General features: G+C 73.0%; 22 protein-coding genes and 2 tRNA genes. 8 read left to right on the plus strand and 16 right to left on the minus strand.

Going from position 1 to position 23804, the window contains the following annotated elements:
- The first annotated feature begins 11 nt into the window (after nucleotides 1-11).
- Together IG88_RS0116215 and IG88_RS0116220 are read left to right on the plus strand one after the other, a co-directional pair.
- Entirely contained in the window at nucleotides 12-770 is a 759-nt protein-coding gene (locus IG88_RS0116215) for an IclR family transcriptional regulator (RefSeq protein WP_031040889.1), read from the plus strand.
- 123 nt (nucleotides 771-893) lie between these two features.
- A tRNA-Lys gene (locus IG88_RS0116220) sits at nucleotides 894-967 on the plus strand.
- Between the two features lie 56 nt (nucleotides 968-1023).
- Here IG88_RS0116220 and IG88_RS0116225 read toward each other — a convergent pair.
- The 3 genes from IG88_RS0116225 to IG88_RS0116235 all read right to left on the minus strand — a co-directional run bounded on the left by IG88_RS0116225 (nucleotide 1024) and on the right by IG88_RS0116235 (nucleotide 4069).
- Nucleotides 1024-1629, minus strand: coding sequence for a lytic polysaccharide monooxygenase auxiliary activity family 9 protein (locus IG88_RS0116225; protein ID WP_030400117.1), 606 nt, complete (start codon nucleotides 1627-1629; stop codon nucleotides 1024-1026).
- Between the two features lie 127 nt (nucleotides 1630-1756).
- Nucleotides 1757-2956 carry an SPFH domain-containing protein gene (locus IG88_RS0116230; protein ID WP_234332166.1) on the minus strand — a complete coding sequence of 400 codons (1200 nt, stop codon included), beginning with the start codon at nucleotides 2954-2956 and terminating at the stop codon, nucleotides 1757-1759.
- A gap of 60 nt (nucleotides 2957-3016) precedes the next feature.
- Nucleotides 3017-4069 carry a peptidoglycan-binding protein gene (locus IG88_RS0116235; protein WP_031040895.1) on the minus strand — a complete coding sequence of 351 codons (1053 nt, stop codon included), beginning with the start codon at nucleotides 4067-4069 and terminating at the stop codon, nucleotides 3017-3019.
- A gap of 209 nt (nucleotides 4070-4278) precedes the next feature.
- Here IG88_RS0116235 and IG88_RS0116240 point away from each other — a divergent pair.
- The 3 genes from IG88_RS0116240 to IG88_RS0116250 all read left to right on the plus strand — a co-directional run bounded on the left by IG88_RS0116240 (nucleotide 4279) and on the right by IG88_RS0116250 (nucleotide 8606).
- Nucleotides 4279-4352: transfer RNA gene (locus IG88_RS0116240), tRNA-Lys, on the plus strand.
- Between the two features lie 292 nt (nucleotides 4353-4644).
- Nucleotides 4645-6672, plus strand: a complete 2028-nt coding sequence (locus IG88_RS0116245; protein ID WP_031040897.1) for a glycosyltransferase family 2 protein — start codon at nucleotides 4645-4647, stop codon at nucleotides 6670-6672.
- On the plus strand, nucleotides 6669-8606 hold the full coding sequence (locus tag IG88_RS0116250; protein ID WP_031040899.1) for a kelch motif-containing protein: 1938 nt from the start codon (nucleotides 6669-6671) through the stop codon (nucleotides 8604-8606). The genes IG88_RS0116245 and IG88_RS0116250 overlap by 4 nt, the downstream gene beginning before the upstream one ends.
- 72 nt (nucleotides 8607-8678) lie before the next feature.
- Here IG88_RS0116250 and IG88_RS0116255 read toward each other — a convergent pair whose 3' ends face one another.
- The 11 genes from IG88_RS0116255 to IG88_RS0116305 all read right to left on the minus strand — a co-directional run bounded on the left by IG88_RS0116255 (nucleotide 8679) and on the right by IG88_RS0116305 (nucleotide 18824).
- Entirely contained in the window at nucleotides 8679-9704 is a 1026-nt protein-coding gene (locus tag IG88_RS0116255; RefSeq protein WP_031040901.1) for a glycoside hydrolase family 6 protein, read from the minus strand.
- A gap of 278 nt (nucleotides 9705-9982) precedes the next feature.
- Nucleotides 9983-10669 (minus strand): class F sortase, encoded by a 687-nt coding sequence (locus tag IG88_RS0116260; protein ID WP_031040904.1) that lies wholly within the window; start codon nucleotides 10667-10669, stop codon nucleotides 9983-9985.
- A 2-nt stretch (nucleotides 10670-10671) separates the two neighbouring features.
- Nucleotides 10672-11226 carry a hypothetical protein gene (locus IG88_RS0116265; protein ID WP_031040908.1) on the minus strand — a complete coding sequence of 185 codons (555 nt, stop codon included), beginning with the start codon at nucleotides 11224-11226 and terminating at the stop codon, nucleotides 10672-10674.
- Between the two features lie 103 nt (nucleotides 11227-11329).
- Nucleotides 11330-12109 carry an HAD-IIA family hydrolase gene (locus IG88_RS0116270; protein WP_031040911.1) on the minus strand — a complete coding sequence of 260 codons (780 nt, stop codon included), beginning with the start codon at nucleotides 12107-12109 and terminating at the stop codon, nucleotides 11330-11332.
- 107 nt (nucleotides 12110-12216) lie between these two features.
- A complete protein-coding gene (locus IG88_RS0116275; RefSeq protein ID WP_031040914.1) occupies nucleotides 12217-13278 on the minus strand; it encodes a 2-aminoethylphosphonate ABC transporter substrate-binding protein in 1062 nt (353 codons plus the stop codon).
- A 33-nt stretch (nucleotides 13279-13311) separates the two neighbouring features.
- Nucleotides 13312-14109: an ABC transporter permease gene (locus IG88_RS0116280; RefSeq protein ID WP_031040917.1), complete on the minus strand. Its 798-nt coding sequence runs from the start codon at nucleotides 14107-14109 to the stop codon at nucleotides 13312-13314.
- The gene (locus IG88_RS0116285; protein ID WP_078861510.1) at nucleotides 14096-14992 is read right to left on the minus strand and encodes a 2-aminoethylphosphonate ABC transporter permease subunit; all 897 of its coding nucleotides are present in this window, start codon (nucleotides 14990-14992) and stop codon (nucleotides 14096-14098) included. The genes IG88_RS0116280 and IG88_RS0116285 overlap by 14 nt, the downstream gene beginning before the upstream one ends.
- Complete coding sequence (locus IG88_RS0116290; RefSeq protein ID WP_031040923.1) at nucleotides 14982-16055, minus strand: ABC transporter ATP-binding protein; 1074 nt, start codon at nucleotides 16053-16055, stop codon at nucleotides 14982-14984. Before IG88_RS0116290 ends, IG88_RS0116285 begins: the two co-directional genes overlap by 11 nt.
- Nucleotides 16055-16765, minus strand: coding sequence for a phosphonatase-like hydrolase (locus tag IG88_RS0116295; protein ID WP_031040926.1), 711 nt, complete (start codon nucleotides 16763-16765; stop codon nucleotides 16055-16057). Before IG88_RS0116295 ends, IG88_RS0116290 begins: the two co-directional genes overlap by 1 nt.
- A 7-nt stretch (nucleotides 16766-16772) precedes the next feature.
- Entirely contained in the window at nucleotides 16773-17897 is a 1125-nt protein-coding gene (locus IG88_RS0116300; RefSeq protein WP_031040929.1) for a TIGR03364 family FAD-dependent oxidoreductase, read from the minus strand.
- Nucleotides 17898-18068: 171 nt separating this feature from the next.
- Complete coding sequence (locus IG88_RS0116305; protein ID WP_031040932.1) at nucleotides 18069-18824, minus strand: GntR family transcriptional regulator; 756 nt, start codon at nucleotides 18822-18824, stop codon at nucleotides 18069-18071.
- A 424-nt stretch (nucleotides 18825-19248) separates the two neighbouring features.
- Between IG88_RS0116305 and IG88_RS0116310 the strand changes: the two genes are divergently transcribed.
- The 3 genes from IG88_RS0116310 to IG88_RS0116320 all read left to right on the plus strand — a co-directional run bounded on the left by IG88_RS0116310 (nucleotide 19249) and on the right by IG88_RS0116320 (nucleotide 21862).
- Entirely contained in the window at nucleotides 19249-20331 is a 1083-nt protein-coding gene (locus tag IG88_RS0116310) for a Gfo/Idh/MocA family oxidoreductase (RefSeq protein WP_031040935.1), read from the plus strand.
- On the plus strand, nucleotides 20328-20828 hold the full coding sequence (locus tag IG88_RS0116315) for a heme-degrading domain-containing protein (RefSeq protein WP_051851927.1): 501 nt from the start codon (nucleotides 20328-20330) through the stop codon (nucleotides 20826-20828). The genes IG88_RS0116310 and IG88_RS0116315 overlap by 4 nt, the downstream gene beginning before the upstream one ends.
- 116 nt (nucleotides 20829-20944) lie before the next feature.
- On the plus strand, nucleotides 20945-21862 hold the full coding sequence (locus tag IG88_RS0116320; RefSeq protein WP_234332167.1) for an LLM class F420-dependent oxidoreductase: 918 nt from the start codon (nucleotides 20945-20947) through the stop codon (nucleotides 21860-21862).
- A 136-nt stretch (nucleotides 21863-21998) separates the two neighbouring features.
- On the opposite strand, the gene IG88_RS0116325 is transcribed toward IG88_RS0116320, so the two are convergent.
- Nucleotides 21999-22856, minus strand: coding sequence for a fumarylacetoacetate hydrolase family protein (locus IG88_RS0116325; RefSeq protein WP_031040943.1), 858 nt, complete (start codon nucleotides 22854-22856; stop codon nucleotides 21999-22001).
- A gap of 176 nt (nucleotides 22857-23032) precedes the next feature.
- Nucleotides 23033-23749, minus strand: coding sequence for a YidC/Oxa1 family membrane protein insertase (locus tag IG88_RS0116330; protein ID WP_031040946.1), 717 nt, complete (start codon nucleotides 23747-23749; stop codon nucleotides 23033-23035).
- Nucleotides 23750-23804 lie beyond the last annotated feature (55 nt).

The following is a 23804-nucleotide window of genomic DNA, read 5'->3' on the forward strand; positions in this document are numbered from 1 at the left end:
GGGAGACCACCGTGGCGCTGCAGCACAAGCCGACCGCGCCGCACCACTCGGCCCAGGACGCCCTGCGTGCCCTGGAGACGGTGGCGCGGCACACCTCCGGTGTCACCGACACCGAGATCGCCCGCCGCAGCGGCCTCGACCGGGAGCGGCTGTCCCCGCTCCTGCGCATGCTGCGCCGCGAGGGCTACGTCGAGCAGACCGCCGACGGCACCTACGTCACCGGGGAGGCCCTGGCCCGCCTCGGCTCGGCCCACGGCCGGGAGCAGGCCCTGCGCGACAAGCTCCAGCGCACCCTGGACCGGCTGCGCGACTCGGTGGGCGCCGCCGTCTACATCAGCCGGTACGTCGACGGCGAGGTCAGCGTCACCCAGTACGCCGACAGCCCGGCCACGCCCAAGGTGAACGAGTGGGTGGACTTCCGCGACTCCGCCCACGCGACCGCGGTGGGCAAGAGCCTGCTGACCCAACTGGACCATGCGGCACGCCGTGACCACCTCGCCCGGCACAAGATGGCCCGCCTGACCTCCCGCACGATCACCAGCGACAGGCTGCTGCTGTCCCGCCTGGAGTCCCAGCCCGCCACCGTCCCGGTCCTCGACCTCCAGGAGTACGCGGTGGGCACGGTCTGCGCGGCCGTGCCGATCACCGCCGGGGCCGCCGTGGGCTGCCTGGCCCTGTCGCTGCCGGTCGCGCACGCGCACCGGCTGCGCCGGGCGGCGGACGAACTGAACCGCGGCGCGGCCCCGGTCCTGCTGTCCCTGGCCATCTAGGGCCAGGCGGGGCAGGGACGGGCGGGGCAGGGACGGGCGGGACGGGGCTGGTCGAGAGCACTGCCCGGGACCGGGTAGTATTTTCTCCGTCGCCGACCGCGGGAAGCGGACGGCGGGAGTCATGCGCCGCTAGCTCAGTTGGTTAGAGCAGCTGACTCTTAATCAGCGGGTCCGGGGTTCGAGTCCCTGGCGGCGCACCGAAGGAAGGGCCCCCTCGCCTCGCGCGAGGGGGCCCTTCCCCTGTCCGGCCGGCTCAGAAGGTGACGTCCGAGCACGCGTAGAACGCGTTGGCCGTGTCGGCGACCGTCCACACCGCGACGATCACGTGGTGCCCGCTCAGCCCGGACGGCAGCGTGCCGCTGTGGGAGAGCGTGGCCGGGGGCTGCTTGCCGCCGTAGGGCACCGTGAAGAACGGCGTGAGGTTGAGGTCGGACCGGGCCAGGTTGTGGTCCTGGTTCCAGCCCGGCTTGGTGACGTAGTACTTGAAGTCGGTCGTGGCGTGCCGGGCGGTGAACTGCCAGCGGAAGGTGTAGCTCTGCCCGCCGTTCACCTTGGTGGTCGGCCACGCCTGGCCGTTGGGCTGCTTGGGGCTGTCGAGCGGGGCGAACCCGGTGTTGCCCGCGGAACAGATCCTTCCGTCGGCCGGACCGGAGGCCGGGAAGCCCTTGGGGCCCTCGACGCTCTGCGGCTCCCACTGGATGGCGCCGCACCCGCTGACCGTGCCGTTCTGGCAGACCTTCTGCCGGCTGACGGGCAGGTCGGTGTAGCCGTGACCGCTGGCGCCGCCGGACGAGAGGACGAGCGCCCCGGTGGTCGCCATGCCCAGTGCGGCCGCGTACAACTTGGTCCTTGTGCGCATACTGCTGCTCCCTGTGACGTGGGGAAGTTCAGTGAGCCGTGCAGGTCTAGACCAAGTTCAGATTATTGTCGGTAGTTGAACATGTCCATACCAAAGGCGGAACGCGCCTGTCCGCGCCCGCCCGGGTTCAGGCCCCCGTGTCCCCGCGGCCCGCGCAGAACGCCACCGTCAGGTCCTTCACCAGCACCTTGCGCTCGTAGTCGTCCAGTTCGACCAGGCCGCGCATGGTGAGCCGGGTCACCGTGTCCTCCACCGAGTCCACCACCGAGGTGAGCACACTCGCCCGCTGGGCCGCGTCCAGCGCGGCGATCCGGCGCCGGTGCATCGCGGCGGCGACCTCGGGGGCGTACTCCACCCGGACCGGGCGCACCGAGAAGACCTCCAGGCCGACCGGCGCCGCGTCCGCCGCCACCAGCCGGGTCAGCGTGTCCCCGGCCACGTCCGCCGCACTGCGCACCGTGCCGAGCGGCTCCACCGGCACCCGGGCCAGCGCCGCCTCGACGCACTCGCGCAGATACGTCTCGTGGTCCTCCACGCCCAGCGTCGCCTTCGCGGTGTCCCGCACCCGCCACACCACCAGCGTCACCGCCCGCAGCGCGACCCCGTTGCCGTCGGCCGCGGGCATCGGCTCGCTGCGCCAGTGCCGCAGCCGCACGTCCACCCGGCGGCGCAGCAGCAGCGGGTTGACCCACATCAGGCCGGTGCGGCGCACCGTCCCCCGGTAGCGGCCGAACAGCCCGAGCACCCAGGCCCGCCCGGTCCGGCCCCGGGCCAGCCCGCCGAACCCGAACATCCCGAGCGCCCCGGCGGCCGCGTACGCCGCCCACTGGGCGGGCCCGAGACCGGCGCCCGCGTGCACGGGCAGCCCGAGCGCCTGGGCCGTGAGCGGCGGCACCAGACCGGCCCACCAGGTGGTGGCCACGCACCCCGCCGCCCCGGACAGCCCCGCGGCCACCCCCGCCGCGCCGGGCAGCACCCGCGCCGGACGTTCCGTCAGTTCCGGGTCGACGGACGGCACCGGGCGCGGGCGGGCGGCCACCCGGCGCCGGGCCGGGGGCCGCTCGCCGGGCCGCTCCCCCGGGCCCTGCCGCCGGGCGACGACCGCGGGCCGCAGCGGCACCGGCGCCGGGGCGGGGTCGTCGCGGAACAGCAGGTGGACGGGGATCTCGGTGGTGGCCTCGTTGTGAATGAGCCGGGCCGGCCGGGAGCCCGTCGTGGACTCGGCCGGGGGCTCGGGCACGGAGCCGCACGAGGACGGGGCCGGGGCCGCGGTTCCGGCCGGCGGCGGGGTCGGGGGTGGGGTCGATGACGTCGTGTTCGTACTCATGCCTGCTCCAGCCTCCGCGCCAGACGCGTCATGAACGGGTGATCACCTGCAGGCCGCCGGTCACGAGAAGAGCCGGCGCCAGGTCTCCGGGCCCGGGTGGCCGTCCGCCGCCCCGCCGCGCCAGCCCTGGGCGCGCTGGAAGGCCTGGACGCCCCGCCGGTCCGCCTCGCCCCAGCGCGGCCCCGGGCCCCTCGTGTAGGACGCGCCGAATCCCTTCTTCACCAACTGCCTGCCGAGCCGGGTGACGTACGCGTTGTCGGCGCCCGGCCGGAACATGCCCCGCCCGGGGTACCCCGCCACCCCGTGCGAGGCGGGACCCGCGGCCGCCGGCGGCGCCTGGGCCCCGCCCGCCTCGCCCGCCCGGCCCTCCGTGACCCCCTTGTAGCGGTACGGCAGGTACTGGGCGGAGTTGGTCCAGTAGGCGTACGGGGTGTCGAGCTTCCGGGTGTGCGGCGGGGTCTGCTCGTACGCCGTGTAGGCGGTGCGCGTGCCGTCCGTCCAGCCGCCGAAGATCACCACGTGGGAGCCCTTCTCCGGGTCGGACGCGTTGTGGAAGAGCAGGATGTCGCCGGGCTGCAGCTCGTCCTTGGTGATGCGGTCGGCGACGGTGGCGAGGCTTCCGGTCCACTCGTTGGCGGGCAGCTTCCACGCCATCGACACGAAGCCCGAGCAGTCCTGGCGGTAACCGTCGGACCAGTACGCGGTCATGCTGTACGGGACCTTCGCGGCCACCCAGATCTTGGCCCGGTCGACGATCTCCGTGCGGGTGACGCCGGCCAGTTCCGCGCCGGCCGGCGGTGCCGCGGGACGGCCGGCCGCACCGTGCAGCGGGGCCCGGGGCCCCTGGGGGGTGCCCGGCTCGTCCGCGGCGGGAGCATCCGGCCGGTGGGGGGCGTGCAGGGCCGCCGGGAGAGCCGCCGCCGGTCCCGCGCCGAGGGCGGACACGGCGGTCGCGGAGGCGGCGGCGGTGGCCACGACCAGGGCGCGGTAGGCCGTCGGATGGGCGGGCGCGCGGCCCGCCGGCGAGTGCGGCAGGACGCGCCGCCAGTGTCGGCAGCCGGGGCACTCGCAGTCGCCCGCGGGGTCGATTTCCTCGAATACGGGAGTCTCCATGCGATTCCCCTCACACTCCCGTCGGGCAGGTCCGCGGCGGCGCACTTCGGTACATGTCGGTCAGTTTCCCAACTGTCCGCATCTCTCGCATGCTGACGGTCCGAATGATGTACCCGGCCGGTCCGGGCCGGTCCGGCCGGTTGCCGGGGGGCGACGGGCGGTGGTCCGGAGCACCGGCCGGCATCGGGTAGAGTTGTGCAGGTCAGCAGGCGCCGCTAGCTCAGTTGGTTAGAGCAGCTGACTCTTAATCAGCGGGTCCGGGGTTCGAGTCCCTGGCGGCGCACCGACACACTCGAAGGCCCCTCGTAGCACACGGGGGGCCTTCGGTGCATTCCGTACCAGGACGTCTTGCGATCATGCCGAACGCCGTAGAACCCTGGTCCGGCCGGGGCCGGGTGCCGAGGGGGATGCCGAGGGGGGCATCATGCAACCGGGGGTCGCCATTCCATGTCTATATGGTGTGCATGCCGTGGTGACCATGACCCACCACTGACACGTCCGTGAAGGTCGAGGGGGACCGGAGCAGGCGAAGCAAGCGACGAAACACGCACGACCCGCGTGTGGGGGGATGACTCATGACGTCGACGCCGTCGGGCGCCGGGGCGGACCACGACCCGTCCCAGACCACCCAGCTCCGGGTGCCCGGGCACCGGAACTGGAACACCGGATCGTTCCGCCGGATAAAGAAGACGCTGCCGAAGTACGACTACGAGCACTACAGCCGCCTCGCGGGCCCCCTCACCCAGCCCGACCCGAACAAGCCGTACCGGGTGCAGTACCGCTCGCTGATCTCGCAGGAGCCGCACCGCATCCGGGTCGCCCTGATGCTGGCCGCGGCGCCGCTGCTGTCGGTGGTGCTGCTGGTCTGGCTGCTCCAGCCGCAGCACTGGACGGAGCGCGACTACCCCGCCTTCTCCTGGCTGCCCGCGCTCGACGTCGTGATGCTCGTCGCGATCGGCCTGATCGAGCTGTTCCGCTGCCTGAACGTGCTGTCGAACGCGCACGCCACCCTGGTCGCCCGCGACCCGGTGCCGGTGGTGCCCGAGACCGGCACCAAGGTCGCCTTCCTCACCTCCTTCGTGCCCGGCAAGGAGCCGCTGGAGATGGTGACGAAGACCCTGGAGGCGGCCGTGAAGATCCGCCACCGCGGTCTGATGCACGTCTGGCTCCTCGACGAGGGCGACGACCCCGAGGTGAAGGAGGTGTGCGCACGCCTGGGCGTGCACCACTTCTCCCGCAAGGGCGTCGCCAAGTGGAACCGCAAGAAGGGCCCGCACCGCGCCAAGACCAAGCACGGCAACTACAACGCCTGGCTGGAGGCGCACGGCGACGACTACGACTTCTTCGCCTCCGTCGACACCGACCACGTGCCGCTGCCCAACTACCTGGAGCGGATGCTCGGCTTCTTCCGCGACCCGGACGTCGGCTTCGTCATCGGCCCGCAGGTCTACGGCAACTACGACAACCCGATCACCAAGGCCGCCGAGTCGCAGCAGTTCCTCTTCCACGCGCTGATCCAGCGCGCCGGAAACCGCTACGGCGGGCCGATGTTCGTGGGCACCTCCAACGCGGTGCGCATCAAGGCGCTCAAGCAGATCGGCGGGCTGTACGACTCGATCACCGAGGACATGGCGACCGGCTTCGAGATGCACCGCCACAAGAACCCGGCCACGGGCCGCAAGTGGCGCTCGGTGTACACCCCGGACGTGCTCGCGGTGGGCGAGGGCCCCAACGCCTGGACCGACTTCTTCACCCAGCAGATGCGCTGGTCGCGGGGAACGTACGAGACGATCCTCAAGCAGTACTGGAAGGGCTGGTTCTCGCTGCCGCCGAGCAAGCTCTTCAACTACACGATGATGATCATCTTCTATCCGATGTCGGCCCTGAACTGGATCCTGGCGGCGCTGAGCTGCTGTCTGTTCCTGGGCCTGGGCGCGTCCGGCGTCAACATCGACCCGGTGGTCTGGCTGATGCTCTACGGCAACGCCTCCGCGCTCCAGATCGGCCTGTACGTCTGGAACCGCCGCCACAACGTCTCCCCGCACGAGCCCGAGGGCTCCGGCGGCGTGGCCGGCATGATCATGTCGGCGCTGTCGGCGCCGCTGTACGCCAAGGCGCTCATCGACTCCGTGCTGCGCCGCAAGAGCAAGTTCGTGGTGACCCCGAAGGGCGACTCGGCCAGCCCCGACACCCTGTTCGGGACCTTCCGGTACCACTGGTACTTCATCGTGGTCTTCGCCGGTTCGATCGCCGCCGGCCTCGCGCTCGGCCACTCGCACCCCGCGATGATCGTCTGGGCGACGTTCGCGCTGCTGATCACCGCGTCGCCGATGTTCGCCTGGCGCCACGAGCTGAGGAAGGCGAAGAAGCAACCGCCGGCCGTGGCGGCGGAGCCCGCGCCGCGGGCTGCGCCGCAGCAGCCCGCGCCCGGACCGGCCCACGCGCCGTACGGGCAGCAGCAGGCGCCGTACGGACAGCAGCCGCGTGGACGGCACGCGGCGCACGCGCCGCAGCACCAGCCCGACTGGGCCGCCTCCGCCGACGGGGGCGACGACCAGACCATGCAGATCGCCCTTGGTGGACTTGGGGGACGTAAGGAATGAAAGACCGTGCCGGCCGCCGCCGCGCCCGTCGCTTCGCGATAGGTACGGCGGTGGTAGTAGCGCTGGCCGGAATGAACGGGCCGTGGCTCTACCGCTTCGGAACCGAGAAATACCACCAGTACAAGATCAACAAGCCGGAGTACAAGGCCGCCAACGGCAAGTGGGAGATCGTCGAGTTTCCCGAGAAGTACCGGCAGAACACCATCCACGCGGCGCTGCTGCGCACCGGCAAAGTGCTGCTCGTCGCGGGGTCGGGCAACAACCAGGACAACTTCGACGCCAAGAAGTACGACACCCGGATCTGGGACCCGGTCAACGGCACCATCAAGAAGGTGCCGACGCCGAGCGACCTGTTCTGCACCGGCCACACCCAGCTCGCCAACGGCAACCTGCTGATCGCGGGCGGCACCAAGCGGTACGAGAAGCTCAAGGGCGACGTCACCAAGGCCGGCGGCCTGATGATCGTCCACAACGAGAACCCGGACAAGCCGATCACCCTGCCGGCGGGCACCCGGTTCACCGGCAAGGAGAACGGCAAGACCTTCGTCTCCAAGGACCCGGTGCTGGTGCCCCGCGCCGAGAAGGTCTTCGACAAGGAGACCGGCGCGTTCCTGCGCAACGACCCGGGCCTCGGCCGGATCTACGTCGAGGCGCAGAAGAGCGGCAGCGAGTACGAGACCGGCACCGAGGACAACTACCGCGTCCAGGGCCTGTCCGGCGCCGACGCCCGCAACACGTACGGCATCGCGCAGAAGCTCGCCCTCGACAAGAAGGACTTCCAGGGGATCCGGGACGCCTTCGAGTTCGACCCGGTCGCCGAGAAGTACATCAAGGTCGACCCGATGCACGAGGCCCGCTGGTACCCGACGCTCACCACCCTGGGCGACGGCAGGATCCTCAGCGTCTCCGGCCTCGACGACATCGGCCAGCTCGTCCCGGGCAAGAACGAGGTCTACGACCCCGAGACGAAGGAGTGGACCTACACCGACAAGGTCCGCCAGTTCCCGACGTACCCGGCGCTGTTCCTGATGCAGGACGGCGAGATCTTCTACTCGGGCGCGAACGCCGGCTACGGCCCCGACGACGTGGGCCGCGACCCGGGCATCTGGGACGTGGAGACCAACAAGTTCACCAAGATCCCCGGCATGAGCGACGCGAACATGCTGGAGACGGCGAACACGGTGCTGCTGCCGCCCGCGCAGGACGAGAAGTACATGGTGATCGGCGGCGGCGGGGTCGGCGAGTCCAAGCTGTCCAGCGAGAAGACCCGGATCGTCGACCTCAAGGCGGACGACCCGAAGTTCGTGGACGGGCCGTCGCTGGAGAAGGGCACACGCTATCCGCAGGCCTCGATCCTGCCCGACGACAGCGTGCTGGTCTCCGGCGGCTCGGAGGACTACCGGGGCCGCGGCGACTCCAACATCCTCCAGGCGCGGCTGTACCACCCGGACACCAACTCCTTCGAGCGGGTCGCCGATCCGCTGGTGGGCCGCAACTACCACTCCGGTTCGATCCTGCTGCCCGACGGACGCCTGATGTTCTTCGGCTCGGACTCGCTCTACGGCGACAAGGCCAACACCAAACCGGGCAAGTTCGAGCAGCGGATCGAGATCTACACGCCGCCCTACCTGTACCGGGACTCGCGGCCGGACCTGTCCGGCGGCCCGCAGACCATCGCGCGCGGCGAGTCGGGCACGTTCACCTCGCGGGCGGCGTCCACCGTCAAGAAGGTGCGGCTGATCCGGCCGAGCGCCTCGACCCACGTCACGGACGTGGACCAGCGGTCCGTCGCGCTGGACTTCAAGGCGGAGGGGGACAAGCTGACGGTGACGGTGCCGGAGAGCAAGAACCTGGTGCAGTCGGGCTGGTACATGATGTTCGTGACGGACGGGGAGGGCACGCCGAGCAAGGCGGAGTGGGTGCGGGTGCCGTAGCGCTCCCGCGGGTGGTGTCCTCGGGTGCGGGGAACACGGTGGTCGTTCCGGGCCCCCGCACCCCCGGGGCGTCTACCCCTGCGCCAGCTCCAAGGCGTACTCCGGCCACCACTCCCCCGCCTTCGGGCCGCCCTTGCACTCCCCGTCGGACTCCCCGGGGCGCTTGACCCACAGGTAGGCGTCCACGAGGGGGTCCGCCGTCTTCGTGGTCGGGGTCTCGCCGAGGGCACGGCCCGGCGGGTTGCACCAGCGCTCGTCGGGGGCGCCCTCGGTGTAGGGGCCGTTGCCGTTGCGGCTGGTGTCGATGACGAAGTGCTTGCCGCCCACCTTGGCGGAGAGCTGCTTGCCGTAGGCGATGGAGTCCTCGGTGCTGTAGAAGTTCGAGACGTTGACCGCGAAGCCGTCGGCCCGGTCGACGCCGGCCCACTTCAGGGGCTCGAAGATCTGGTCGGGGTGGCCCCAGCCGGCGTTGCCCGCGTCCAGGTACACCTTGGTGTTCTTCAGGGCGGAGAGCTTGGCGATCGCGCCCTTGAGGAGGTCGTAGCGCTCCTCGTGGAACTCCTCCGGGGTGCAGCCGTCCACGAGGTGGAGCACCGCGTCCGGTTCCAGGACGACGGTGGCGGCCCGGTCGCCGATGCCCCGGGCGACCGCGTCGACGAAGGAGCGGTAGGCGTCCCCGTCCGCGGCGCCGCCCCCGGAGTACTGGCCGCAGTCGCGGTGCGGGATGTTGTAGAGGACGAGCAGCGCCGTGCGGCCGGCCTTGTCGGCGGCCTCGGTGAAGCCGCGGGCCTGCTCCTCGGGGTTCTCCGGACTGATCCACTCGGCGGCCGGCTGCTGGGCGATCCTGCGGAGCTTCTCGGCCTGGTCCTTCTTGCCGTCCTCGGTGAGGGAGGCCACCTGCCGGGCCGCGGTGCCGTCGGGGTTGACCCAGAACGGGTCGGTCTCCTTGGGCTGTTGCGTGATCCCGGCGCCCGCCCCCTTGGCGTCGTCGTCGCCGGACGAGGAGCAGCCCGCCAGCAGCAGGGCCGCCGCCGCGAGTGCCGCCGCCGGCGCGGCCCGCCTCCTGGACATGGTTCCGGCCGGCCTGCTGCCGTACATCCAACCCCCCTGGGTGCACTGTTCCGAGGCTCAATCCTGACATACGCCACCCGTGCCCAGGCGGTTCCCCGGAGGGCGGGCGGGGAGTGTGCCAGGGGGCGTCGTCCGGGCCGGGCCGGCTCCGGGCGACGGTGCCCTGTGGACCGGCCCGAGCGGGTCCGGCGCGTGCGGCCGCAGGGCGGAGGAGGGCGACGGGGCGGAGCCCCGGCAACCGACGACGACGCCGCAGACGTGCGTGCCGGGGCCCCGCGACCCCGGCATGATCCAGACGACACCCCCTAGGGGCCGGTTCCGGTCAGGTACGCCGAGACGACGACGTTGGCCGTGTAGCTGTCGGTGGTGCGGTCGAAGGTGCCGCCGCAGGTGATGAGGCGCAGTTCGGCGCGGCCCGTGTCGCGGGGGCCGTAGGCCTGCTGGGCGTCGAAGCCGTCGCGGGTGAGGACCTGGATGTCGTCGACGGTGAACTCGGCGGTCCGGGCGTCGTCGCGGAGCACGCGGATCGTCTGGCCGGGTTCCAGGCTGCTGAGCCGGTAGAAGACGGCGGGCTGGGTCTCGGTGTCGACGTGGCCGACCAGCAGGGCGGTCCCGGCGGCTCCGGGGGTGACACCGGCCTCGTACCAGCCGACGGCGCCGGGCTGGTCGAAGGGCGGCGGTTCGATCGCGCCCTTGGTGTCGAGGCCGCGGGCGAGGACGGGGGCGGCGGTGCCGAGTGCGGGGATCTCCAGCCGCTGCGGCCGGGCCGCGCCGAGGGGGGCGTGGGCCGCCGGCAGGGGGACGTCCGGGGGCCGGCCGGCCGCTGCCATGTCGCCGGTGGCCGGGCGGGAGACGCCCTCGCGCACGTCGGTGGCCTCGCGGCCCCACAGCCACAGCCCGAGGAGCAGCACGGTCCAGGCGATGCCGGTCACCAGGCGGCCGCCGGGAGCGGGAGTGCGGGGCGCGGTGTCCCGCGTGTCCGGTTCGGACATGGTCAGTCCGTCCCGCGGCTCCGGCTGCGGACGCTGCGCAGCGCGACGGCGACGGCGGCGATGCCGGCCAGCACCAGGCCGGTCAGGGTGTGCGCCGTGCCGGGGGCGGCGACGCGCGCCGCGGCTCCGGTGTCCGAGGCGGCCAGCCCGGAGGTGCCGCCGCCGCCCGCGTCGACGGGGGCGACGGGTGAGGCGTGGGCGGCCGGGCGGCCCTCGTCGCGGACGGTGATGGTGCCCTTGCGCGCCTGGTCGCCGCACTTGACCTGCACGGTGTACGCGCCCGCCCGCACGCTGGTGCGGACCCGGCCGGCGCCGACGAGGACGCCGTCCCGCTCGGCCAGGGCGAGGCGCACGTCCGACTCGAAGGCGGCGGAGACGGCGACGGCCGTCTTCTCGGTGCAGTCGGGCACGCGGAGCGTGACGTCGGTGCCGGGGGCCGGTGCGGACGGGGACGCGGAGACGTCTCCGCCGTCCGCCGCGTAGGCGCAGGCCGCCGGTGCGCACAGCGCGGTGGCCAGCGCGGCCCCGGCACAGAGGGTGACTTTCAGTGAGCCCATCGTGTACCTCCAGTTACCTGGAGGCTGCCCCGCGGGCCCCCGCACCGCATCCGGTGCGGGGGTCTGGCTGCTCCGATCGGGTCATACGGGCACCGCCCGGGTTTCAGACCCGTTCGACGAGGTCCGCGATGGAGTCGACCACCTGGGACGGGCGGTAGGGGAAGTCCTCGACCTGCTCGGGCCGGGTGAGGCCGGTGAGGACGAGGAAGGTCTGCATCCCGGCCTCCATGCCCGCCAGCACGTCGGTGTCCATGCGGTCACCGATCATCGCACTGGTCTCGGAGTGCGCGCCGATCGCGTTGAGCCCGGTGCGCATCATCAGCGGGTTGGGCTTGCCGGCGAAGTACGGCTGCTTGCCGGTCGCCTTGGTGATCAGCGCGGCCACGGCGCCGGTCGCCGGGAGCGGCCCCTCGGTGGAGGGGCCGGTCTCGTCGGGGTTGGTGCAGATGAAGCGGGCGCCGGCGTTGATGAGCCGGACCGCCTTCGTCATGGCTTCGAAGGAGTAGGTGCGGGTCTCGCCGAGGACCACGTAGTCGGGGTCGTGGTCGGTGAGGATGTAGCCGATGTCGTGCAGGGCCGTGGTCAGGCCGGCCTCGCCGATGACGTACGCCGAGCCGCCGGGCCGCTGGTCGTCCAGGAACTTGGCGGTGGCCAGGGCCGAGGTCCAGATGGAGTCGATCGGCACGTCGAGGCCCATGCGGCGCAGCCGGGCGTGCAGGTCCCGCGGCGTGTAGATCGAGTTGTTGGTGAGGACCAGGAAGGGCTTGCCGGATTCACGGAGCCTCTTGAGGAAGGCGTCGGCGCCGGGGATCGGCACGCCCTCGTGGATGAGGACCCCGTCCATGTCGGTGAGCCACGACTCGATGGGCTTGCGGTCTGCCATGTGCTCGGTCTCCTGCCTGGGCGGTCCTGCGTCGCCCCAGCCTAAACAGTGCCGGATCTCCGGGGAACGGGCGTCCCGGCCCCCGGACCCGCCGGTGCGCGGCCGGGTCAGCTTCCCGTGGCCTTCTTCCAGGCGTCGATGTAGGAGGTGAGGTTCTCCTCGATGTCGTCCCAGTCGGGCTCGAAGACCTCCACCCCGTCCATCAGCCCGGCGAGGGCGACGGCGTTCGCGTCGGTGGCCTTGACGTCCTGGCGGGCCGCGAAGCCGCCGCCGATCTCGCTGACCTGCTGCTGCGCCGTCCGGCTCAGCAGGTGGTCGAGGAGCTTCCTGCCGTTGTCGGAGTGCGGGGCGCCGGTGACCAGGCCGGCCGCGTAGGGCAGGGCGAAGGTGGTGGGCCGGCCGCCCTCGCGGGCCGGGAACCAGATGCCGAGGTTGGGCATGGTCCTGGACTGGGCGTGGTTCATCTGGACGTCGCCGTTGGCGACGAGCAGTTCGCCCTTGTCGACCTTGGGGGCGAGCTTGCCGGTGGAGGCGGACGGGCCGACGTTGTTCTTCTGGAGCCGGCCGAGGTACTCCATGGCCTGCTGCTGCCCGCCGAAGTCGTGCATCGCCTTGATGAGGACGGCGGTGCCGTCGCCCGCGACGCCGGGGGTGGAGTACTGGAGCTTGTTCTCGTACTTCCCGTCGAGCAGCTCCTCCCAGGTGGCGGGGGCATGCTTCAGCTCCTTGGTGTTGTGGACGAAGCCGAAGTAGTTGTTGACCACGGCGGTCCAGGTGCCGTTCGCGGCCTTGTCGGCGCCGCTGACCCGGTCGGCGCCCCGCGGCGCGTACTTCTGGAGCAGGCCCTTGGTGTCGGCCTGCTGGATGAAGGGCGGGAGGGTGACGAGGACGTCGGCCTGCGGGTTGCGCTTCTCGCGGACGGCGCGCTGCACCATCTCGCCCGAGCCGCCCTCGACGTACTCGACCCTGATGCCGGTCTCCTTCTCGAAGTCGGCGAAGACCCGGTCGTACCAGCCGTCGCCGTTCTCGCCCTTGAGGCCGTCGGCGCTGTACACGGTGACGACGTTCTCGTCGGAGGCGGCGGAGGTGCCGGAGCAGGCGGTCAGGGGGACGGCGACGACGGTGAGGGCGGCGAGGGAGGCGAGCGGCTTGCGGGTGGTCCTGGGCATGGCGGGGCGAACTCCTTGCGGGGTCGGGGCGGTTCAGCGGTAGGAGGCCCTGGTGCGGATCCGGGAGACGGCGAGCAGCACCAGCAGGGTGGCGGTCATGAGGACCACGGCGACGGCGGAGCCGGTGAACAGGGCGCCGCGGTCGGTGGCCGCGTAGATCAGGACGGGCAGCGGGGTCCAGTCGGGCGGGTAGAGCATCATCGTGGCGCTCAGCTCGCCCATGGACAGGGCGAAGCAGAGCCCGGCGGCGGCGGTCAGGGACGGCAGCAGCAGCGGGAGCTTCACCCGCCACAGCACGTACGCCGGTGAGGCGCCCAGCGACGCGGCGGCCTGTTCGTAGGCGGGGTCGAGGCGGGTGAGGGCGGCGGACACCGACTGGTGGGCGAAGGCGGTGACCAGCACGGTGTGGGCGACGATCACGATCCAGCGGGTGCCGTTGAGCAGCATCGGCGGCTGGGAGAAGGCGACCAGGGTCGCCAGGCCGACGACGACGGAGGGCACGGCGAGGGGCAGCACGAACAGGGCGTCGAGTGCCTTGCGGAGCCGCTGGCCCAGCTCCGCCGCCGCGAGCGCGGCCCAGGTGCCGGCGGTCAGGGCGAGCAGGCTCGCGGTGAGGGCGGTGACCAGGCTGGTGGTGAGGGCCTGGAGGGCCTCGCCGCGGGTGGCGGCCGCGTAGTGGGCGGTGGTCGGTCCGGAGGGCAGGACGCCGGACCAGTTCGTGGCGAAGGAGGCGCCCAGGACGACCAGGAGGGGCAGGGCGAACAGGGGCACGAAGAGCAGGAGGAAGAGGGCCCACACGGCCCACCTCGCCCCGCGGCTATGCACGAGCACGGCGGCTCACCACCCGGTAGAGGCCGTACAGGCCCACGGAGATCAGGACGTTGACGACGGCGACCACGCAGGCGCCCGGGTAGTCGGACTCCAGGATCGCCTTGCCGTAGACGAGGGTCGGCAGGGTGGTGACGCCCTTGGCGCCCGTGAACAGGACGATGCCGAACTCGTTCAGGCACAGGACCAGGACCAGGCTGCCGCCGGCCGCGAGGGCGGGCAGCGCCTCCGGCAGGACGATCCGCCGGACGATGCGCGGAGCGCGGGCGCCCAGCGAACCGGCGGCCTCGAGCTGGGCGGTGTCGAGCTGGGAGAAGGCGGCGAGCAGCGGGCGCATCACGAACGGCGTGAAGTACGTGATCTCGGCGAGCAGGACGCCCCACGGCGTGGTCAGGAACCGGAACGGCCCCTCGGCCGCGCCCGTGACGCCGGTCCACGCGCCGTTGGCCATGCCGACGCTGCCGTAGACGAAGAGCAGGGCGAGGGTGACGAGGAAGGACGGGAAGGAGAGGAAGACGTCGACGAACCGTGCCACCGCCCGTGCCCCGGGGAACGGCACGAAGGCGATGACCAGCGCGAGCAGGAACCCGAGCACCAGGCACCCGGCGGTGGCGGCGACGGCCAGCCACACGGTGGTCCACAGCGCTTCCCGGAAGGCGGTCGAGGCGAGCACGTCGGCGTACGGCCGGAGCGAGGTGCCGCCGGTGTCGGGGCGGAAGGACTGCTGGACGACGAGGGCGAGGGGGTGGAGGAAGAAGAGGGCGAGGAGGGCCACGGGCGGCAGCGCCCACAGGCGGGGGCGCCACGCCCCTCGCCCGCGGTCACCGGACCGTCGGTCCTCGCGCCCGCGCGGGGCGACGGCCCCCGGCGCCGGTTCACCGGTCATCGGCGCTCACCTCCGCGGGCAGCAGCACCGCGTCGTCGGGCGCGAAGTGCAGGCTCACCGGCTCCCCGTGCGCCGGGGGCGCCTTCAGTTCCCGTACGTCGGCCATCACGCGGTGCCCGGCGACGTCGACGTACAGCCGGTGCGTGGTGCCGCGCCACTGGATCTCCGTGAGCGTGCCGGTGATCCGGTTGGGCCCGTCGCCGAGGCCGACGAGGTGGGGCCGTACGCACAGGGTCGCCGAGGCGCCGGGCACGGCGTTGCCGGTGTCCACCTTCAGCTCCGTCTCCCCCAGCAGCGCGCCGTCCCGCCCCACCGTCACCGGCAGGAGGTTGGCGTTGCCGACGAAGGACGCCGTGAATGCGTTGGCGGGCGCCCGGTACAGCTCGCGCGGGGTGCCGCAGGCCCGCAGGCGGGCCCTGTCCATCACGGCGATCCGGTCGGCGAGGGTGAGTGCCTCCACCTGGTCGTGGGTGACGTAGAGGATCGTCACGTCGGGCAGCTCGCGGTGCAGGCGGGCCAGTTCGGCGAGCATCCCGGAGCGCAGCCGGGCGTCGAGCGCGGACAGCGGTTCGTCCAGGAGCAGGACGCCGGGCCGGACGGCCAGCGCGCGGGCGATGGCGACGCGCTGCTGCTGGCCGCCGGAGAGTTCCCGGGGGTGGCGGCGGGCGTAGGCGCCCATGCCGGTCATCTCCAGTGCCTCGGCGACCCGGGTGCGGATCTCGGCCCTGGGGACCTTGCGGGCGCGCAGCCCGAAGGCGACGTTCTCCTCGACCCGCATGTGCGGGAAGAGGGCGTACTGCTGGACGACCATGCCGATGCCGCGCCGGTGCGGGGGCAGGCCGGTGACGTCGCGGTCGCCGAGGAACACCCGTCCCGCGGCGGGCCGTACGAACCCGGCGACCGCCCGCAGCGCGGTGGTCTTGCCGGACCCGGACGGGCCGAGCAGGGCCATGACCTCGCCGGGTTCGACGGTGAGGTCCAGGGCGTCGAGGACGGTGTTGCCGTCGTAGGCGACGGTGACGTGGTCGAAGCGGATGCCGCCGGTGGTGGTGGGGTGCGCCATCAGCCGGCTCCGCGCAGCAGGGCGGGCAGGGCGGCGACGGAGTCGAGGACTTGGTGCGCGCCCGCCTCGCGCAGGGCGGCCTCGCCGTGGGCGCCGGTGCGCACCCCGGCGACCAGGCCCGCGCCGGCCCGTACGCCGCTGAGCACGTCGTACGAGGTGTCGCCGACGACGGCGACCTGGCGTACGGCGTCGGCGGCGCCGGTGCGCAGGAAGGCCGTCAGCACCATGTCGGGGAAGGGGCGTCCGCGTCCGCCGGCGTCGGCGGGGCACAGGGTGAGCGGCACCAGGCCGCGCCAGCCCAGCGCGTCGAGCAGGGCGTCCTGGGTGACGCGGGCGAAGCCGGTGGTGAGGACGACGGTGCGGCCGTCGGCGGTCAGTTCCTCGACGGCCTCGCGGGCGCCGGGGACGGGGGCGACCAGGCCGTCGTCGACGAGTGCGCCGTACGCCCGCTCGAAGGCGGTGTTGGCCCGCCGGGCGCGCTCCTCGTCGCCGAACAGGTGCCGGAAGACGGAGATCTTGGACTCGCCCATGGTGGCGCGGACGTACGCGAGTTTCTCGGCGTGCTCCGGGGTGCCGGGCTCGACGCCGAGTTCGCGGGCGGCGGTGTCGAAGGCGCGCTCGACGAGGCCGCCGTCGGCGACGGTGGTGCCGGCCATGTCGAGCACGACGAGGCGGATGCCGGCCGGGGGGTGCGGGTTCACGGTGGTCATGCGGGTGTCACCAGCCCAGTTCGTTCGCGGTGGTCTCGGCTATCGCGGGTGAGCAGGTCATGCCGCGCCCGCCGGGCCCGGTGACCAGCCACACGCCCTCGCGCACCCGCTGGCGGTGCACGACGCGGCCCGGGTCGGTGCACTGCGCGTACACCCCGGCCCAGCGGCGGCGGACGCGCGGCAGCGGGCGGCCGAGGAGGGACTCGACGACGCCGGTGAGGTGCTCGTAGGGGTCCTCGAGGGTGTCGAAGGCGAAGGGGTGCTCGTCCTCGTGCGTGTCGCCGATGGTCAGCCCGCCGTCGGCGCGCTGGACCATGAGCAGTTGCATCCGGTGCTCGGCGGCCGTGACGGGCTGCGGCTGCCGGGCGTTCAGCTCGTCCAGGGCGGGCGAGCCGTACGCCGGGTAGTAGCGGAAGCTGTCGGCGTCGGCGACCGAGGTGGTGAGCGGTTCGCCGAGGGGGTCGGTCTGCATCATCTGCAGGCGGACCCGGCGTACCGGCAGTCCGGGTCCGGCCAGTTCGCGGACGAGGCCGCCGAGCCAGGCGCCGGTGCACAGCAGGACGGCGTCGCCGCCGTGGGTGTCGCCGTGGTCGTCGCGGACGGCGTGTTCGCCGACGACGTCGCGGACCTCGCGGCCGGGCAGGAAGGTGTACCGGGGGGACTTGAGCAGCTCGGCGCGCAGGGCGAGCTGGGCGGTGCGCGGTTCGACGGCCGCGTCGCGCTCGCAGTACAGCGCGGCGTCGAACGCGCCGCGCAGGGCCGGGTTCAGGGCGCGGGCCTCGGCGGGGGTGAGCAGCTTGTGGCCGCGGGCGGCGGCGTCCGGGCGGGCGACGGCCGCCTCGGCGACGGCACGCTCCAGGTCGCCGCGGAGCGGGGTCAGGGAGCCGTTCGCGCGGAAGCCCAGCGCCGGGACCCGGGCGCCGATCTCCTCCCACAGCTCCCGGGCCCGCAGCGCGGTCTCCAGCTCCTCCCCGCCCGCTCGGCCACTGACCCAGATCTGGCCGAAATTGCGCAGCGAGGCGCCGCGGGCCTCTCGCTCGCGCTCGATCTGTACGACCTCGTGGCCGCGGTTGACTGCGTGCCAGGCGTGCATGGTGCCCACCACGCCGGCTCCGACGACTATGACTCTCACGACCGCCACGCTCCTCGGCATCGGGGAACCGGAGGCATCCGGCTGACGACGGAAGCGTGAACTGGCCATCACTTTTGGGCTAGACCCGTTATCTTCCCGTTACCTCTCCGCGTGCTCGACCTCGGTCGCCGACGGCGCTTTCCGGCCGGTACCGGCAGGTGCCGGCAGGTGTCAGCCGTGCAGACGGGTGGTGAAGGAGAAGCGGTCGCCGCGGTAGAGCGTGCGCACCCGCTCCAGCGGGCGGCCCTCCGTGTCCCGGGAGACCCGGTGGATGAGCAGCATCGGGAGGGCCGGCGGGGTGCCGACCAGCAGGGCCTCGCGCGGGGTGGCGAGCACGGTCTCGATGCGTTCGTCGGCGTACCCGAAGGCGATGCCCTGTCCGGCGAGGTGGGCGTAGAAGGACGAGTCGGGGTCGAAGGCGGTGTCCAGGTCGGGGACGCGGGCCACGGCGACGTACGTGCTCTCCAGCCCGACGCGCTCGTCGTCCGCGAGCAGCACGCGCTCCAGGTGCCAGACGGGCTCCCCCCGGGTGAGGCCGGTCTCGGCGGCGAGCGCGGCGGGGCAGGGGAAGCGGTCGAGGGTGACGAGAGCGCGGCCGGGGGTGCGTCCCTGGCGCCGGACGCCCTCGGTGTAGCTGGCCAGGGACAGGGGCTGCGCCAGCTTGGGACCGGCGACCACGGTGCCGCGGCCCTGCCGGCGCAGCTTGCCCTCCAGCACGAGTTCGCGCAGGGCCTGTCGCACGGTCTCGCGGGCGACCTCGTAGCGCTCGGCGAGGTCCCGCTCGGTGGGGATGACGCCGCCTTCCCCCAGTTCGCCGACGAGGCGGTCGATCCGTGCCTTGACGGCGTAGTACTTCGGCACGCGCCCGTGCTCGGGGATCCCGGAGCGCACGGGGGCGCCGGGGGCCTGGTCGTTGGGATAGTCCACGCAGGGATGGTCGCAGACGCGACTCCGGGCCGACGCCCGGCACCGGGGGCGGTGTCCGGCACGGGGGGCGGTGTCCGGCACTGGGGGCGGTGTCCGGCACTGGGGCGGCGACCCGCACGGGGTGCGGCAACCGACACCGGACCGGCGACCGCCCGGGGGCAGCAACCGACACCGGGACGACGGCCCACACGAGGACCGCAACCGACACCGGGACGGCAACCGACACCGGGACGACAACCGACACCAGACCGGCGACCGCACGAGGGCAGCAACCGACACCGGACCGGCGACCCACACCAGGACCGCAACCGACACCGGGACGACGACCGACACCAGACCGGCGACCCACACCAGGGCAGAGACCGGCACCGGACCGGCGACCGGCGCCCGGTGGGGTTCGCGGTGCCCGTGCGAGAGTGGTCCCATGACTGGTACTCCACCCGGCACTCCCCCTCTGCGCGTCGGCCTCGTCGGTTACGGCCTCGCGGGTTCCGTCTTCCACGCCCCGCTGATCGCCGCCACCGAGGGCCTGGCCCTGGACACGGTCGTCACCTCGAACCCGGAGCGGCAGCAGCAGGCCCGCGCCGAGTTCCCGGACGTGCGCGCGGTCGCCACCCCCGACGAGCTCTTCGACCGGGCCGCCGGCCTGGACCTGGTCGTCGTCGCCTCCCCCAACAAGACGCACGTGCCGCTCGCGACCCGGGCCCTGGAGGCCGGTCTGCCGGTCGTGGTGGACAAGCCGGTCGCGGGCACCGCCGCCGAGGCGCGGACCCTGGCGGCGCTGGCCGAGGAGCGGGGCCTGCTCCTGTCCGTCTTCCAGAACCGCCGCTGGGACAACGACTTCCTCACCCTGCGGCGCCTGCTCGCCGAGGACGCGCTGGGCGAGGTGTGGCGCTTCGAGTCCCGTTTCGAACGCTGGCGTCCGAAGCCGAAGGGCGGCTGGCGCGAGTCCGGCGACCCGGCGGAGATCGGCGGCCTCCTGTACGACCTCGGCAGCCACGTCGTCGACCAGGCCCTCGTCCTCTTCGGCCCGGTCACGCAGGTCTACGCCGAGTCCGTGGTCCGGCGGGCGGGCGCGGAGGCGGACGACGACACGTTCGTCGCGCTCACGCACGCGAACGGCGTCCGCTCCCACCTCCACGTCTCCTCCACCGCCGCCCAGCTCGGTCCCCGCTTCCGGGTGCTCGGCTCGAAGGCCGGTTACGTCAAGCACGGCCTCGACCCCCAGGAGGCGGCGCTGCGCGAGGGTAAGCGGCCGGGCCCCGGCTGGGGCGAGGAGGACGAGTCGCTGTGGGGCCGCGTCGGCGCCGGGGAGTCCCCGACGACCGGCGGCGGACAGGTGACGGCGACCGTCCCGGGCGACTACCCCGCGTACTACGCGGCGGTGGCCGCGGCCCTGCGCGAGGGCGGCCCGAACCCGGTGGACGCGCGGGAGGCGGCCGCCGCCCTGGACGTCCTGGAGGCGGCCCGCCGCTCCGCCCGCGACGGCGTGGTGGTGTCCCTGTGAGCCCCGGGGCACCCGCACCGACGCCGTCCGGCGCGTCCGTCCCCACCGTGGCTGAGCTGGAGGAGCAGGAACGCCGCCTGGTCTTCCGCCGGTTCACCCACGACGACGCCTGGGCGCTGGGCTCCCTCCTCGTCGAGCTGGCCCGGGAGCGCGAGGCCCCCGTCGCCGTCGACATCCACCGCGCCGGGCAGCAGCTCTTCCACGCCGCCCTGCCGGGTTCCACCCCGGACAACGACGCCTGGATCGCCCGCAAGCGGCGCGTGGTGGAGCGGTACGGCTCGGCGTCGTACCTGGTCGGCTCGCGGTTCAGGGCCAAGGGCACGACCTTCGAGGAGTCCTCGCGCCTCGACCCCGGCACGTACGCGGCGCACGGCGGCTCCTTCCCGATCACCGTGGCCGGTGTCGGTGTCGTCGGCGCGGTGACGGTGTCCGGGCTGCCGCAGGTGGCGGACCACCGGCTGGTGGTGGAGGCGCTGGAGCGCTTCCTCGGCGAGTGACCCGAACGGCCCACGGGCCGCGCGGTCCGGTGTGGTCGGGGAATCACCGGTGGGTACCCGTGGTTGTCGGCAGAGAAGCAGCATGATCACGGTGCCCACCGGAGGGATCACACGCGATGAACGAGGCGACGGCTTCCCCGAAGAACCCCGAGGACCCGAGGGACCCGAAGGACCCCGGAAGTCTGAAGAAATCGGTCGGACGGTACGGCGTCTGGACCGGGCTGCTGCGCGCCGGGGGCCCTGACGGCGCGGCCGAACACGCCGAGGCCGCCGCCGAGTTGGAGCAGCTCGGCTACGGCGCCCTGTGGCTCGGCGGCAACACCTCCGCCCGTGACGCCGCCCCGCTGATCGCGGCGACCTCGCGGATCGTGGTCGGCACCAGCATCCAGAGCATCTGGGAGCACAAGCCGTCCGAGGCGGCGGCGGGCTTCGCCGAGCTGGAGGTGTCCCACCCGGGCCGCTTCGTGCTCGGCCTCGGGGTGAGCCACGGCCCGATCGCGCAGGGGTACCGCCGCCCGTACTCGACGATGGTCGGCTACCTGGACGAGCTGGACCGCGCCGGGATGCGCTCCGGCCACCGGGTGCTGGCGGCACTCGGTCCGAAGATGCTGGACCTGTCCCGGGACCGGGCGGCGGGCGCCATCCCGTACCTGGTCACGCCCGAGCACACCGCGCAGGCCCGCGAGCGGCTCGGCGCGGGCCCGCTGCTGGCACCGGAGCTCAAGGTCGTCCTCGACCCCGACCCGTCCCGGGCCCGCGCGACGGCCCGCGCCTACCTCGCCATGTACCTGAAGCTGCCGAACTACACGAAGAACTTCCTGAACCTCGGCTTCACCGACGACGACGTCACCGGCGGCGGCAGCGACCGCCTGATCGACGCGGTCTTCGCCTGGGGCGACGAGTCCACGGTCCGCGCCCGCATCGACGCCTTCCACACCGCGGGCGCCGACCACGTCGCCCTCCAGCTCGTGGAGGACGACATGACCCGCCTGCCGAGGGAGGGCTGGCGCAGGCTGGCTTCCCTGCTGGCGTAAGGGCGTAAGGGCACCGCACCCCGCGAGCGAGGGGCGCGGGGCCGCGGCACGCGCGGCTCCGCCGCGTGGGCGGGACGAACCGCACACGACCCGCGCCCGGCAACGCACCGCGGTCCCCCGCCCCCCCGGCGGAGCGCTACGCCCCCTTCAGCTCCTGCCGCTGCCGCCCCAGCCCCTCCACCTCCAGCTCGACGACGTCCCCCGCCCGCAGGTACGGCTTCGGCTCGGGCTGCCCCATGGCCACCCCCGCCGGCGTCCCGGTGTTGATCACGTCACCGGGACGCAGCACCATGAACTGGCTGACGTACCGCACGACCTCCCCCACCGGGAAGATCTGCTCCGCCGTCGTCCCGTCCTGCTTCAGCTCGCCGTTGACCCACAGCCGCAGCGACAGCCGCTGCGGGTCGGGCACCTCGTCGGCGGTCACCAGCCAGGGGCCCAGCGGGTTGAACGTCTCGCAGTTCTTGCCCTTGTCCCAGGTCCCGCCGCGCTCGATCTGGAACTCCCGCTCGGACACGTCGTGCGCGACCGCGTACCCGGCGACGCACGCGAGCCCCTCCTCGGCGGACTCCAGGTAGCGGGCCGTGCGCCCGACGACGACCGCCAGCTCCACCTCCCAGTCGGTCTTGGCGGACCCGCGAGGCACGAGCACCGTGTCGTACGGCCCGACCACCGTGTCCGGCGCCTTGAAGAACACCACCGGCTCGGCGGGCGGTTCGGCCCCGGTCTCGCGGGCGTGGTCGTGGTAGTTCAGCCCGATGCACACGATCTTGCCGATGCGTCCCACCGGCGGTCCGACGCGCAGCCCCGTGGCGTCCAGGGCGGGCAGCGCACCGGCCTCGGCGGCGGCCCGGATCCGGCCCAGCGCGCCCTCGTCGGCGAGCAGTTCGCCGTCGATGTCCCGCACGACGCCCGACAGGTCTCGCAGGGTCCCGTCGGCGTCGAGCAGCGCGGGCCGCTCCGACCCCGCCGTACCGACTCGCAACAGCTTCATGATCCCCAACTCCTCGATCGCGGGCAGCCCGCCCGACGAGGCGCGACCTGGGTGCGGCAGCGACGCGACAGCATCGGAGGAATGGTCGATCCTCCAAGGGTGCGGTCCACTCCGCAATACCCCGTTCACGTACTGGACCGTAGCCGCGCGCCGCCGTGCTTCCGTCCGCCGAGCGCTCAGCGCAGGAGCACCGCCCGCTCGGCGGCGCTCCACGCCGTGCTGGTGACGACGTACAGCGCGGCGGCCAGCGGCACCACGGCCACGGTGACGAGCGTGAAGAAGGACATGAACGGCATGACCTTGGTGATCGCGCCGACGCCCGGAACCGGTCCTCCCGCGTCGCCGGCGGGCTGCACCGGATGCGCGGCCATCGACCGCCGGGTGAGCCGGTAGCTGAAGGTGGCGACCCCCGCCACGACCGCGAACAGCGCCACGTACACGAGCCCCGCCCCGCCGAGGGGTCCGCCGTCGCCGAGCGCGTCGGCCCAGCGGCCGCCGAGCGGCGCGGCCAGGAGCTGGTGGGAGAGGAGCCCGTTGGCCCGGCCGCCGATCTCCGGGCTGGAGAAGACGTGGTAGAGCAGGAAGAACGCGGGCAACTGCAACAGGCTGGGCAGGCATCCGGACAGCGGGGACACCTTCTCCTCGGCGTGCAGTTCGAGCACGGCCCGCTGGAGCCGCTCGGGGTCCCTGGCGTGCTTGCGGCGCAGCTCGGCGACGCGCGGCTGCAGTTCGGCACGCGCCTTCTGGCCGCGCGCGGCGGCCCGGGACAGCGGGTGGACGAGAAGTCGTACGAGCGCGGTGAACAGGACGATGGCGGCGGCCGCGGCCGAGGCGCCGAACAGGGGCTGGAGCAGGTCGGCGAGGTGCTCGACCAGGTGGGCGAAAACGGACATGGGGGTGAGCCCTCCGGGGGTCTCGTCGTGCCGGGTGGAGAGGTGGCGGCAGGAC

This window comes from Streptomyces sp. NRRL F-5650 (assembly GCF_000721365.1).
Lineage (GTDB): Bacteria > Actinomycetota > Actinomycetes > Streptomycetales > Streptomycetaceae > Streptomyces > Streptomyces ardesiacus.